Genomic DNA, 13,060 nt, shown 5'->3' on the forward strand with positions numbered 1-13,060 from the left:
CCGCCGGGGTTGCAGATGGTTTCGCAGAACAGCGCGCGGGTGTTGGCGTCGATGGCGGCGGCGATCGCCTTGGGGTCGTCGAAATCGACGAACTTGGCCGACCAGCCGAACTTGCGGATGGTGTTGGAAAACTGCTGGATGGTGCCGCCGTAAAGCCGGGTGGAGGCGACCACGTTGCAGCCGGGCTGCATCAGCGGAAAGAGCGCCATGATCTGGGCGGCGTGGCCGGAGGAGCAGGCGATGGCGCCGGCCCCGCCTTCAAGGGCGCAGACGCGGTTGGCCAGCGCCGAGACGGTGGGGTTGGTCAGGCGGGAGTAGATGTAGCCGACCTCTTGCAGGTTGAAGAGCTTGGCCGCGTGGTCGGCATCGCGGAAGACGTAGGCGGTGGTCTGATAGATCGGCACCTGGCGCGCGCCTGTGGCGGGGTCGGGGGCAGTGCCTGCGTGGATGGCGAGGGTATCAAAACCCATGGGTCGGTCGGTCATATCATTCTCCCTTGAAAAGCTGGCGCGAGGGTAGGGGAGGAAATCGCGCGAGGCAACGGGGCTTTCTGGGTGGGCTGTCCACGCGTGGACATCGGGAAGGCTCATTGATTTATATGGATTTTCTGGTCAGCGTTAAGGGATTGGAAAGGATTTCGCGACGATTGGATGCTGGTGCAGGTGGCTGGGGTGGGGCCTCCGGCGGGGATATTTGGTGGAAGAGGAAGCCCTTTGGTGGCGACTTGGCACCCCTGTTGCGGGGTGGGGGGCGCGGCGTTAGGGTGAGGGGCCGGAAGGCAGAGGGGCTGTCCCCCCGGACACCCAAGCACCCGCTGGTCCGGACCGAGACGAGGGAACCCATGCTGACACCGTTTCACCTGGCCTATCACGTCACCGACCTTGACGCCGCGCGGGCGTTTTATGGCGACATGCTGGGCTGCCGTGAGGGTCGGAGCGCTGAGACCTGGGTGGATTTCGATTTCTTTGGCCATCAGTTGAGCCTGCATCTGGGCCAGCCCTTTGCCACCACCAACACCGGCAAGGTGGGCGACACGCTGGTACCGATGCCGCATCTGGGGCTGGTGCTGCCACTTGACCGCTGGCGCGCGCTGGCCGACCGGCTGACGGCGGCGGGAGTGGCGTTCGTGCTGCCGCCATCGGTGCGGTTCGAGGGTGAGCCGGGCGAGCAGTGGACGATGTTCTTTCGTGATCCGAGCGGAAATCCCATCGAAGTGAAGGGATTCCGCGAGATGGACGCGGTGTTCAAGGGGTAGGGCGATGAGTTGGGCCGACAGTTGGCTGCTTCGAGCCCATATCGACCAATGCTGCGCCATGGACGAACGGCCGCTATCGACCTCGGCTCTACAACCGTTTGGCTAGTATGACCGTCAGCAAGACAGCGATCATGAGGAACCCCGCGCCGCCTATCCAAGCGACAGGTAACGAATAACCTTCTGCAAGGCCACCAACAGCCAGCAGACCAATTGCTGCACCTAACTGCTGCACGAGAGAGCGTAATGACAGCATGGTAGAACGCTGATGGTTCTCCACGCACGAATGGAGAATACTACTTGCTGGCGATTCCGTCGCGCCAAGAACAATAGAGAACAGCATGAAAATCCCGACGAAGCAAATAATACCGCTCTGAAATGCTATTGCGATTTGAAGAGCAGCAAGGCAGGCAAAAGCCACCGAAAGCGAGACAGCGTTTTGGCGCTTGAACATTCGATTGATGCGAGGGGATAGCGCCGCACCAAACGCGATTGAAAAGAAATAGGTCGCAGTCAGCGCACCAATTGCAGTATTCGCATAACCCTCGTCCAGCATGCCCTTGACGTGAGTGGGCCAGAAAACTTCGACAGGGTTCGTCGCCATCAGAAATAGCGCCAAGGCGAGCAGGAGCATCGACAATGTGGGGTGTTTCAGGGCGAGGAGACCGGCCTCCTTTATCACCGCAGGAACGTCTCTGAAGCCCTGACCGAGTGCTTTGGGGTTCAGCGAGCGTGGTACTTCTGCGATGGCAATGAGCGTGTAGAGAAACAACACCGTCATCATGATCAGGCTTGCAGCGTATGAGACGTCATAAACGCTGAACCCGCGTTGGGCTGCAACATGACCGAAAGCATCGGGCAAAAGGCCTCCGCAGATCGCACCGAAAGCCAGCCCCATGGCGTTGGCCCATTGTGCTTTTGCGAGGGCAGGTTGTATATCGACGTCCGGAGCCATGGCTCTGAAATTCTCAACGAACCATGCGTCGAGTGTCCCCGATCGCAAAGCGCGACCGAACCCAATGAACGCGAACGACAATGCCAGAACGTAAAAATCGCTGGTCGACAAAAAGAGACCCAGCGAGATCAGGCTTGCCACGACTGCCGACAAGAAAACGGGCTTGCGGCCAATATTGTCTGCCAATCCACCAAATGGCAGTTCCATCGCCATCGTCGTGACTGAGTAAACGCCAAACAGCAGCGAAATCTGGAAAAGGTCCATGCCACGGTCGATCAAAGCCAATGCGACAACGGCTACCGTCAGACCCATCGCAAAGCGGTCCAAAAACTGATGAACCTGAAAGACCCGAATATGGCGCCGGGCGTCGCTGGTTAACTGATGGAAGGAAAATTCGATGTCGGCGGGCATGATTGTGATCTTCGCATCTTGGACAGCGAACACAAGTGCGGCTCTAAAAGGACACGGTTTGTATCCCAGAGCAGCCATTCGCCAGTCGTGCGCGGATGGCAGCTCCGTCCGCAAAGCTGCCGTTCGCCCCTATCGGCCCTGTTGCTCCCCTCACGCCCGATCATCTTTCGGGCTGTCCATCACCACAAAGGTCGTGATCGACTGCACCTGCGGCAGCACGCCCAAGATGTCGGTGTGCCAGTGCTTGTAGGCGGCAAGGTCGGCAGCCTCGACCCGCAGCAGGTACTCGACGGTGCCGGTGATGTTGTGACACTCTCTCACTTCTGCCGCGCGGGAGACGGCGCGTTCGAACGCCTCTTGCGCGGCTTTGGTATGGCTGTTGAGGCCAACGGTGACATAGGCGAGAAAACCCACGCCCATTTGAACCGGGTCAAGCACCGCGCGGTAGCCCTTGATCACGCCCGCACGCTCCAACGCCTGAACGCGGCGCAGGCAGGCCGAGGGGGAAAGGCCCACCCGGTCGGCAAGCGCAAGGTTCGACTGGCGCGAGTCGCTGACCAGCGCGCGCAATATTCGGTGATCGATGGGGTCAAGACTTGTCATTTATTGCAAGGATAGCGTCCAGGATAGTGTGTTTGCAACTAAATGCCGCAACCTGCGGTGCAGGATTGCGCGCATGACATATGACATCCTTCTGGCGTTGATCGCCTTTGCTTTTGTGACTTCGGTGACGCCGGGGCCGAACAACATGATGCTGCTGGCTTCGGGGGTGAACTTCGGGTTCCGGCGCACGGTGCCGCATATGCTGGGGATCAGCATCGGCCATTCGCTGATGGTGTTTCTGGTGGGGCTGGGGCTGGCAGGGATAATGCATGCCTGGCCGCCGGCGATGGTCGTGCTGAAGGTGGCATCGGTGGCCTACATGCTGTGGCTGTCGTGGAAGATCGCGCATGCGTCTGCCCCGGGCGAAGGGCGTGCGGGGGCGCGGCCGTTCAGTTTTGGGCAGGCGGCGGCGTTCCAGAGGGTGAACCCGAAGGCGTGGGCAATGGCGCTGGGCGCCGTGGCGGCCTATGCGCCAGAGGGCGCGCTGCATCAGGTGGCGCTGGTGGCGGTGGTGTTTGCCATGGTCAACCTGCCGTCGGTGGCGGTCTGGGCCTATGTCGGGCAGCAGGTGCGGCGATGGCTGAACGATCCTGCCCGGCTGCGGGCGTTCAACTGGACGATGGCGGTGCTGTTGGTGCTGTCTTTGGTGCCAGTTTTGCGGATGTAACTGTCACATTGAAGTGGTAATACGCACGTATTATGTTCTCGGCGTAAGCGGGAGGTCAAGATAGTGCGGATCAGACGGATCATCAGGGGAGCCGCCATTGCGGGCAGCGTGGCGATCGCGGCGTTGATTGGGCATTTGGCCTATCTGCACCTGAACGGCAATTATCACCCGGTGATCGCTGACGAGGTCTACCGGGCGGCGCAGATCACGCCGGCAGAGATCGCCAGCTATCAGGCGAAGGATGGCATCCGCAGCGTTCTGAACCTGCGCGGCGCGTTTCCGGGCGAGGAGTGGTATGACCAAGAGGTGGCCGCCAGCCGCGAACTGGGCATCACCCATGTCGATTTCAAACTATCCGCGTCCAAGGAGCTTTCCGATCAGCAGGTCGAACGGCTGATCGCGGTGATGCGCGACATGCCCAAACCGATGTTGATCCATTGCCGCCACGGTGCGGACCGGACCGGGCTGGCCGCCGCGCTGTACATGGCCGCGATCGCCGGGACGAATGAGCGGGACGCGGAGAGTCAACTGTCGCTGCGCTATGGCCATTTCGCGGTGCCCTACCTGTCGGATGCCTACCCGATGGATGAAACGTGGGAGCGGATGGAGCCAAAGCTGGGATTTGCGGAAAGCTGATCCCCGCGGCCAGGCTGCGGAAAATCACGCAGCTAACGGAGCCACAAATCTTCGCGTTTCAAGGTGTTGCGGATGACCTGTTCGCGGTGCGGCAGGTTCTGGCGATCAAACAACGCACGGGCTTTGCGGCCCTTGTTCTGGTAGACCAACGTCTTTAGTGCATCCCAGTTGCGCAGGATGGGGCGAATTGCCTTGTCGCGGGCGACCTCTTCCAACACATCGACGGCAAGGTCGCTTTCGCGGGCGTAGAGCAATGACAGGCTGCGGTAGTGGCAGGTGGCGCTGCCGTCGAGGGGGGCGAGGTCGGGCCCCGGACGACCGCCGTTGAAGGACTGGATCACCAGCGGCAAGACGATCTGGTCAAGCCACGGGAACAGTTCCTGGCAGACCAGTTCGTCGGGCGGGGTGTCGCGGATGGTTTTCGCGTAGGACAAGAAGCGGTCGCCAAAGGCGCGCGGGCTTTGGTGGAAAAACCAGCCGGCGTTGAAGTAGAGGTGGCGTTGCCAGTACTCCTCGGGCTGGGTGAGGTCGAGCGAGGCGTCGTAATCGAGGCCGAAGCGATCATAGAGAGACTTCCAGATCTGGGCATAGCTGGGGCCGTAAAGTTCGATCTTCGGCCAGGTGCCTTCGCGCCGCATCGAGGCCGAGGGGCGGGTGAAATCGAAAGGGAGAAAGGAAAGCGGGCCGGTCACCAGCGTGTCGGTATCGAGAAACAGGAAGGGCGCGTCGGGCAGGGCGGTCAGCGCCTCGATCTTGTTGCCATGCGGGTAGTCACTGCCGAAAGTGGTGCTGTGAAACGGCAGGATCGTCGCGCCGAGGCTTTCCAGCAGCGCGCGGACGGGGGCGGAGATGCGGGGATCGCCGTTCCATTTTGGCCCCGGCTGCGGTTCGGCAAGATACAGGGTTCCGGCAAAACCAGGGTCGGCGTGGCGCATGCTGGCGGCCAGCAGGATTGCCTCGTATTCCAGCCTTCCGGATTGGACTACGGCGACAATATTGAATGCGGTCATGGCTTTGGCGTGAAGCGGAGCGACAGGCAGGACATGCCGCCATCAAGTTTCGCGCATTCGGAATTGCCGATCTCGACCACAGTGTAACCCGCACTTTCCACGGCGGCGCGGGTGGCGGCGAAACCTTGCGCCATCAGCACCACGTCGTTGAACCGGATGGCGTTGGCGGCGGCCTCTTCGCCCTGCGCGGTGTGCACGACGAAATAGTCGTCAAAGCAGCCCGATGCGGCAAGGCGCGGGGTGGCGAGGATGGTCCTTGCGTCGAGCAGCGAGCAGTCGGTCTTGAAATGCAGCACGCCCGGCGGCGTGTGCACCTCGCGGACGGTGTGGCCCCAGGGGGCCACCAGCGCCGTCAGTTCGGCGATACCTGCGGCATTGGTGCGGGCAGAGCGGCCGACAAGAATTTCGGTTCCGGTGACAAGGATGTCACCGCCTTCGATGAAGCTGTCGGGGCCGGTGATGGTGACGATGTTGCCATAGAGCGCGGCCAGGTGCGGGGCCATTTCGGCAGCCTCGCCAAGGCGGCTGGGCGCGCCGGGCCGCATGATCACGGCGCCCTGCGGCAGGCAGAGGGCGGTGTCTTCGACGAACACGCTGTCTGGGTAGGCGTCCAGGGCGGGAAGTTCGATGACGGTTGCGCCAGTGGCGCGCAAGGCGGCGATATAGTCGGCGTGATGCGCCTGCATCAGGGCGAGGTCCGGACTGCCGATGTCAACGGCGCGAAGGCCCGCGATGATGGAGGGCGCAGGGCGGCGGGTGATGGCGTGGGTGAAGTGAGTGGCGGCGTGGGTCATGGCGGCTCCGGGCTGTGCCACCGGTGTCGCACCCCGCAGACGCCTAGGCAAGAGGGGCGGGGCCTTGGAACTGAACGCGGGTGGGCGGGGCAGTCTTCAGGGCTTGAGCGGGTAGCGGTCGGGTTCTTCGAAGACGTCGATCGCCCGGGTGCCGGCGGTGACCAGCGCCTCATGTTCGACACCGGCGGGAATCGAATAACTGTCGCCGGGGCGGTAGGTCCGGGTCTGATCGCCGATGGTCAACGTGATCTCGCCTTCGATGACGCTGCCCCATTGCGCGCCATGGGCGTGCCGGGGCAACTGCATCGCCTTGAGGAAGGTGAAGAACACCACCAGCGCGCCATCAGACCGCATAGCCGCGGTTTGCACGACATCCTCGGGAAAGGGCACGGCGATGCCGGGCAAGGCTGCGATGAAATCGGGAAAGGGCATGCGGGCCTCATCTGACAGCGGCGGAACCGGTTGACGCGCCAGGCTAACGCAATGCGAGCCGGGGTGACCAGCGCATTCTGCCGCCTTATCCCGCCCAGGGCAGTGTCAATAAGGGATGAAACAGCCAGCGCCACCATGCGTGATCAAGGAATTGGGCGACAAGGATCTGGGTGCCAAGGCCGAAGGCGAAACCCATGGCGAGGAGATACCAGAGCGTAGCCATAAAGCGGGACGCGCGCCGGGCGGGCTCTGCCGCTTCGGCGGCTTGGGCGCCGTCCCAAAGGCCGGGCTGCAAGCCTGCGGCACGCGGGGCAGCGCGGGTGTAGATGCGGGCGGCCAATGCGCGCAATAGCCAGAGCGACAGGAAGGCGAAGGCGGCCATTGCGAGGGCGATCTGGCCCTGCAGGCCCGCGATCTGGTCGGGCGTCATGCCTTCGACGCCGGGGAAGAATTCCGGCGCGGTGGTAATGATGCCACGCACCGCGACGAAGGGGATGCCGAGGATCAGTGTCAGCGCGCCCAAGGCGGGCAGGCGCCAGCCGGATTGGGCGATCACCGAGCGCAGGCGGCGCAATTCGAACGCGGCCGAGAGGCGGTCTTCGGTGGCCAGATGTGCCAGCATGACCGGTAGCACCGGCAGCAGGATTGCCGAGGCCAGCGTGCCGAACAGATAGACCGAGGGGCCGACGAAGGCCTGCTCGTAGCCCTTGTTGAACGAGTTTTCCCACCCCGCCCACCACGCGCCAAGCCAGAGAAGGGTGAAGGGCAGGGTCCAGGCCAGAAGGGCGGTGAGGGCCATGAGCCCCGAACGGATGTTCGCGCCGAGCCCGCCAAGTGCGCGAGCGATGCGGCCAGCTTCATGCGGGCCAAGGATCCAGCCGGGGGCCTGTTCGGCCGCACCGAACCGGGCGCGGGTTACGTGGCCCATGCGTCGGGTCAGCCAGCCGAGGGAAAGGAGCGCCAGCACCGGCAGCGTGGTCAGCAGGGTGCCAAGCGTTGCGTTGCGCAGCCAGACACCAAGGCGGGTGAGGCGGCTGGCGCGGAAGCCGGGGCGGGTAAGGGCGGTCACAGGAAAGCCCCCTCGATGGTGCTGCCTTCGGCGCGGGTGGCGTCAAAACCCATGGCGGCGGCGATGGTGGCGGCGATGGCGGATTGATCGACAGGGTGGTCGATGGTGCCCTTGGCGATGCCGGGGCCAAAGATCAACGCCCACACTTCATGCGCTGAGCGGGAGTTGAAGTGGTGCTGGAACGGCACGTTGGCGAGGGGGTTGGTGTCACGGCCACAATCGGGGGTGATCACGAAAATCGTGTTGTCACGGTAGAACGGGTCGGCGTCGGCGGTGGCCACAAGGCGCTGCAACCCTTCGTCGATGATCGCGATGGCGCGGGTGTAATGGGTGGGGTTGCCCCAGTGGACATAGTCTGGGTCCTGGTAGTTCACCATCATGAAGCGCGGTTTCAGTTCGTCCATCGCGCGGGTGGCAAGCTCGGTCAGCAGTCGGTCGCCGCGGGGATTGCGCAGGCCGTCATCGCCAAAACCGTCGCGCCAGCGGGCCCAGAACGCCTCTACTTGCGGCGAGGGATCGGGGGTGGCGCCGCGCGGGTCGATGGTCAGAAGGCGGATGCGTTCGGCTTCAAGCTCGGTGCGGGCCTCGTCGGTCAGCCTGTCTTCGGCAAGCTGCATCTTCGTGCGGTACAGCTTGTAGCGGTGGAGGGAGAGCATTTCGGAGCGGAAGTCGATGCCGAAGTGATCGCCCGCGCCAAAGGTGAAGAATTCCTCTTGTGGGCGGTCCTCGCCGTTGATCAGCAGCACCTCGTGCGAGGCGAGGTCGAATGAGCGGCGGAGGTATTCGAATAGCGTGGGTTCGGTGGGTTCCAGCCGGTCGGCCAGAAATTCGCTGGCGTCGCGGTAGGCAAGGTAGCGACCGGTCAGCAGGTTCAGCGTACCCTCGGCGTGGGAGGTGTTGACGCCTTCAAGTTTCTCGATCCGCAGGTCGGGGATGAAGGTACCGCGCGGGGCGAGGACGTGGCGCAGGTAGGGGGCCCAGGTGGCGGCCTCGTCAATCGTTTCGGCGCGGCGCACACCCCCGCCGAAGCGGACGAGGATGACGTTCGGGCCGTTGTAGCCGGCGGATTGCGATAGCGCAGGCAGGGGCGTGGCAAGGCCGGCGGCGAGGCCAAGGGTAAAGGTGCGACGGTGCATCGGTTGCTCCCAGTCCGTGTTAATAGGCTTAACATTGCCATAGATGAAGGTGGAAAGCGACTGATTCTTGCGGGCGTGGCTGGCGGAGTGAGGGCTCGCTGTCGGCAGGTGCGTCCAAGGAGGTTTGTCAGGGTTTAGCTGCGGTCGTTGAAAGCGCCGCACGTCAGGTCGGCAACCGCGTTGCGACACGTCTGCTGGGGGTGGTGTCAAACAAGCGCGAACCAGCCTCAGTTTGCCAAAAACCGGCAGGCGTCAGGCGGCGCAGAGGTGACACCACTCGGCGAGAGCGGCGGTGCGGTTGGCCTTATCGCTTCATCGTTTTCTTGGGGAATTTCAATGCAGATTTGCGATTCCGCTTTTTTAAGGACAAAGGATTCAACACCCTCGCCTTCGTGATCGATAGCCCGCCAGACGCAGCGGGTAACACCGTCGATCGTCACAAACACCGCGTCGAGATGGTGGTGCCTGTGGCATGATCACATCCGCTGCACATGCTTGCGCCGGTTTTCGCCGGCGAACGTCGGCCCAAACCTGTTCGACCGGAACTGCGCCGTCTTGTGGCTGATCTCGATGCCGCGCGCATGCAACAGGTCGACGACATTGCGCAGCGACCGCGGGTAGCGGACATAAAGCGTCACCGCCATGCGGGTGATTTAGGGGCTGGGTTTGGGCATTCGACGACGGACACCGGCAGCCCTGGCGCCAAGACCGGGGGATCAGTTTGGCCAGGCCTGGCCGCCCAACATCGCAAAGACCTTGTCGCGTTCCGAATGCACCAAAAGCAGGGCCAGATCGCCGGGGCGGACAAGGTCCATGATCCTTGCGACGCCGGATGCGGGGCTATCTTCCTGAAGTATCTGATCGGCAGCAATGCCTTGGGCCAGACATTCGGCGCGCAGGATGGCGGGGATGTCGCCCGGCGCACGGCCGCGCAGGTAGCCCGGTAGTTCGGTGATCATCACCCAATCGGGGCCAAAGGCGCAGGCGCCGCGCGCAAGGCCGCGGATGTCGTCGTCCGAACGGTCGCCGGCATGGGCCAGCATCACGAAGCGGCGCTTGGCGGGCACGGCAGCCAATGCCCCGGTGACGGCGGCAATGGAATGCGGGTTGTGGGCGAAATCGACGAACAACCGCGCGCCGTTGTGGGCGAATTCGTTCAGGCGGCCAGGGTTGTCCTTGGAGGTGGAGTGGAAGGCGGCAAGCGCGCGGGCGATGGCCGCGACATCGACCCCAAGCGCATGGGCCAGACAGGCGGCGGCCAGCGCGTTCGACACATTGTAGATTGCGGCGCCGCCCATGGCGATCGGCACATCGGTCACGGCGATCACGCGCTGCGCCAAAGGCCCCTGCTGCAGCCAGATGGCACCCTCCCGGACAAAGCCGGTAAGCCGGCCTGCGTCTCGTGCCGCAAGGATCTGCGGCGCATCGGCATCCAGCGAGAACCATGCGGCCTTCAGGCCCAATCGCGCGGCCTCGGCCACCACGGGCGGGTCGTCGGCGTTCAGGATCAGCGTGCCCCCTTCCCGCAAGCCGTGACGAATGGCGAATTTCACCTGCGCAAGTTCGGCCACGGTGTTGATGCCGTATTCGCCAAGGTGATCGGCGGCGACGTTCGTGACCACCGCCGCCAGCGCCTGCCGCACCGGCAGGCCGCGCCGCAAGATGCCGCCGCGCGCCAGTTCCAGAAAGCCCACCTCAAGCCGGGGATCGCGCAACAACAGCCGCGCGCCACCGGGACCAGAGAAGTCGCCATGTTCAAGGACCTCGTCGCCGACCCGGACCATGTCGGTCGAGGTCAGGCCCGCGACCTTGCCCGCCGCCTGCGCCATCGCCATCGCCAGCCGGGTCGTCGTGGTCTTGCCGTTGGTGCCGGTGATCAGGCCGAGGGGCAGGTTGCCGATTGCACCCCAGTCGACGGCATCAAGGTCAGGCAGGCTTGCCAGCGCCCAGCTTTTCGCCCGCACACCATGGCCAAGCGTGACGAAATCCTCATCCGCCAGCACCTCGATCCCCCGCGCTTTTGCTGCCCCTGCCAACGCAAGCATCGCCGGGTTGGCTTCACGCGCCATGACGCCGCGCAGGTCGGCCAGCATGGACGCCAGATCGCCGCGCGGCTGCCACAGAAGGTCGGCGGCCACGAAATGCCAGGCGGTCTGCAAGACGAAAGTCGCCGAATAAAGCTGGTCTTCCGGAGCGGTGATTGCCACCGAGATGCCGCTGGAAAAATGCCTGTGGCTGCTGACCTCACGCTGCCAGCCGACCCCGTCCAGCACCCGCCGGGCATGGTGATGCCAAAGGGCCGCGACGCGGGTCGGGGGGAAACCGGCAAAAGTCACCTCAAGTGCTGCACCCGGAGCGGTCTGCAAGAGGCCCGGACCGGTCAGTCTGCGGGCCTCGCCGGTCTGCAGCGCATCGGATGCCGCGATGGGCACCTGAAGGGCGTCGGCGATGTCATCGATCATTTGCGGATCAATCGCCGCCTTCGCCGGTGTCACGCGCCAGTCGCACGCCGCGTTCGTCGCGAACGATGGTGTCGGTGTCGGTGATCAGGTCCTCCATCCCCACCACCACCGGGCGCGGTTTGCTGGCAGCGGTCGGGGCGTCGACCTTGTTGGGGTCCTTGAAGTAGATGATCTGCTTCCAACAGCGCACGGTATCGTCGCCGTTGATCACCAGAAGATCGCCCTCGGCCGCCATGTTCAGACCGAAGGCAAGCGCCTCGACCTCATCGGGGACGATGTGGATCGCACCGGCATCAACGCCGTTTTCCAGCAAGGCCGCTTTCATCAGTTGCGGGATCTCGTCATGCCCGCGCCCGCGCCGGTTGTCGTCGGCCTTGCAGATGAAGACATCGAAATGGGGTGCCAGGATGCGGGCGGCGGTTGCCGCGTCCTCGTTGCGCCGGTCGCCGGGAATGGACAGCACGAAGATCCGTCTGCCGGCGACCTCAAGCTGGCCGACAAGGCCCGAAAGCGCAGTAAAGGCCGCGGGGTTGTGGGCATAGTCGAGGATGACCTTGAAGGCATGTTCGTCAAAGACGTTTGTTCGCCCCGGCACCTGGAAGAAGCTGGTGTCGAAGGTCCTGAGGCCATGCCGGATGTTGTCCAGATCGACGCCGAAGCTGAAGGCCATTGCGGCGGCGAACATGGCGTTCTGCACGTTGTAGGCGGCCTTGCCTTCAAACGTCGCGGGGATCAGATGCGACCACAGGACGGGCAGATGCGTGCCATGGTTGTAGATGGTGATCATGTCGCCGTTCATGCCGCGCTCCAGCACCACGGCGCGGCCGCCCGCCTGGATATGCTCTTTTACCAGGGCATGGTTGGAATTCATCGTGGCATAGCAGATGTTCTTGGCGGTCACATAATCGGCCATCCGCAGGCAGTGTTTGTCATCGGCGTTCAGGACCACTGTTTCGGTGGCGCTTTCGACCACGACGCGTTTGATGCGGGCCATCTCCTCCAGCGTGTTGATCCCGCCAAGGCCCATGTGATCCTCGGTCACGTTCAGGCAGGCGGCGACATCGGACCGCCGATAGCCAAGGCCCGCGCGCAGCACGCCACCACGCGCCGTCTCCATCACCGCGAAATCGACCGACGGGTCGCGCAGCACCATCTGGGCCGAGGCTGGGCCGGTCATGTCGCCTTTCACCGTCAGCTTGCCATCGACATACACCCCGTCGGTCGAGGTCATGCCGACGATCTTGCCGCTGGATTTCATGATATGCGCCAGCATCCGGCTGGTCGTGGTCTTGCCATTGGTACCGGTGATCGCGCCGATCGGAATCCGCGACTGGGCGCCGGTCGGGAACAGCATTTCCAGCACCTTGCCCGCCACATCGCGCGGCGTGCCTTCGGACGGGGCCACATGCATCCGAAAGCCGGGGGCCGCGTTCACCTCGACAATCGCGCCGCCGATGTCCTTGTAGCTTTTCGTGATGTCCGAGGTCAGGAAATCCACGCCCCCCACGTCAAGGCCCACGGCCTTGATGGTGCGTTCGGCCATGTCCTTGTTGTCGGGGTGGCAGACATCGGTCATGTCGATAGCCGTGCCGCCGGTGGACAGGTTGGCGGTGGATCGGAGGAAGAAGGTCTG

At 63.6% G+C, this 13,060-nt stretch carries 15 protein-coding genes; 3 read left to right on the forward strand and 12 right to left on the reverse strand.

The window, feature by feature from the left end:
• Positions 1-485 (reverse strand): PLP-dependent transferase (locus RMO18_RS10550; RefSeq protein WP_309665788.1); only part of this gene is annotated, 485 nt, incomplete at its 3' end.
• A 356-nt stretch (positions 486-841) separates the two neighbouring features.
• Here RMO18_RS10550 and RMO18_RS10555 point away from each other — a divergent pair.
• Entirely contained in the window at positions 842-1,255 is a 414-nt protein-coding gene (locus RMO18_RS10555) for a VOC family protein (RefSeq protein WP_309665789.1), read from the forward strand.
• 88 nt (positions 1,256-1,343) lie between these two features.
• Here RMO18_RS10555 and RMO18_RS10560 read toward each other — a convergent pair whose 3' ends face one another.
• Positions 1,344-2,618: an MFS transporter gene (locus tag RMO18_RS10560; protein ID WP_309665790.1), complete on the reverse strand. Its 1,275-nt coding sequence runs from the start codon at positions 2,616-2,618 to the stop codon at positions 1,344-1,346.
• Between the two features lie 150 nt (positions 2,619-2,768).
• Entirely contained in the window at positions 2,769-3,221 is a 453-nt protein-coding gene (locus tag RMO18_RS10565) for an Lrp/AsnC family transcriptional regulator (RefSeq protein WP_309665791.1), read from the reverse strand.
• 73 nt (positions 3,222-3,294) lie between these two features.
• Between RMO18_RS10565 and RMO18_RS10570 the strand changes: the two genes are divergently transcribed.
• Together RMO18_RS10570 and RMO18_RS10575 are read left to right on the forward strand one after the other, a co-directional pair.
• Entirely contained in the window at positions 3,295-3,888 is a 594-nt protein-coding gene (locus RMO18_RS10570; RefSeq protein ID WP_309665792.1) for a LysE family translocator, read from the forward strand.
• Between the two features lie 63 nt (positions 3,889-3,951).
• The gene (locus RMO18_RS10575) at positions 3,952-4,524 is read left to right on the forward strand and encodes a fused DSP-PTPase phosphatase/NAD kinase-like protein (RefSeq protein ID WP_309665794.1); all 573 of its coding nucleotides are present in this window, start codon (positions 3,952-3,954) and stop codon (positions 4,522-4,524) included.
• A gap of 32 nt (positions 4,525-4,556) precedes the next feature.
• Here the strand turns inward: RMO18_RS10575 and RMO18_RS10580 are convergent, their stop codons facing one another.
• The 9 genes from RMO18_RS10580 to RMO18_RS10620 form a co-directional block, all read right to left on the reverse strand.
• Complete coding sequence (locus RMO18_RS10580) at positions 4,557-5,534, reverse strand: hypothetical protein (protein WP_309665795.1); 978 nt, start codon at positions 5,532-5,534, stop codon at positions 4,557-4,559.
• The gene (locus RMO18_RS10585) at positions 5,531-6,328 is read right to left on the reverse strand and encodes a dimethylarginine dimethylaminohydrolase (protein ID WP_309665796.1); all 798 of its coding nucleotides are present in this window, start codon (positions 6,326-6,328) and stop codon (positions 5,531-5,533) included. The genes RMO18_RS10580 and RMO18_RS10585 overlap by 4 nt, the downstream gene beginning before the upstream one ends.
• A gap of 96 nt (positions 6,329-6,424) precedes the next feature.
• Entirely contained in the window at positions 6,425-6,760 is a 336-nt protein-coding gene (locus tag RMO18_RS10590) for a cupin domain-containing protein (protein WP_309665798.1), read from the reverse strand.
• An 85-nt stretch (positions 6,761-6,845) separates the two neighbouring features.
• Positions 6,846-7,829, reverse strand: a complete 984-nt coding sequence (locus RMO18_RS10595) for a DUF4013 domain-containing protein (protein ID WP_309665799.1) — start codon at positions 7,827-7,829, stop codon at positions 6,846-6,848.
• Positions 7,826-8,965: a hypothetical protein gene (locus RMO18_RS10600; RefSeq protein WP_309665801.1), complete on the reverse strand. Its 1,140-nt coding sequence runs from the start codon at positions 8,963-8,965 to the stop codon at positions 7,826-7,828. Before RMO18_RS10600 ends, RMO18_RS10595 begins: the two co-directional genes overlap by 4 nt.
• A gap of 227 nt (positions 8,966-9,192) precedes the next feature.
• Positions 9,193-9,411, reverse strand: coding sequence for a hypothetical protein (locus tag RMO18_RS10605; protein WP_309665803.1), 219 nt, complete (start codon positions 9,409-9,411; stop codon positions 9,193-9,195).
• 30 nt (positions 9,412-9,441) lie between these two features.
• The gene (locus RMO18_RS10610) at positions 9,442-9,609 is read right to left on the reverse strand and encodes a hypothetical protein (RefSeq protein WP_309665804.1); all 168 of its coding nucleotides are present in this window, start codon (positions 9,607-9,609) and stop codon (positions 9,442-9,444) included.
• Between the two features lie 72 nt (positions 9,610-9,681).
• Positions 9,682-11,427, reverse strand: a complete 1,746-nt coding sequence (locus RMO18_RS10615) for a Mur ligase family protein (RefSeq protein ID WP_309665805.1) — start codon at positions 11,425-11,427, stop codon at positions 9,682-9,684.
• A gap of 7 nt (positions 11,428-11,434) precedes the next feature.
• Positions 11,435-13,060 (reverse strand): Mur ligase family protein (locus RMO18_RS10620; protein ID WP_309665807.1); only part of this gene is annotated, 1,626 nt, incomplete at its 5' end.

Source organism: Tabrizicola sp., assembly GCF_031377265.1.
In the GTDB taxonomy this organism is placed as follows: Bacteria; Pseudomonadota; Alphaproteobacteria; order Rhodobacterales; family Rhodobacteraceae; genus JAUYQR01.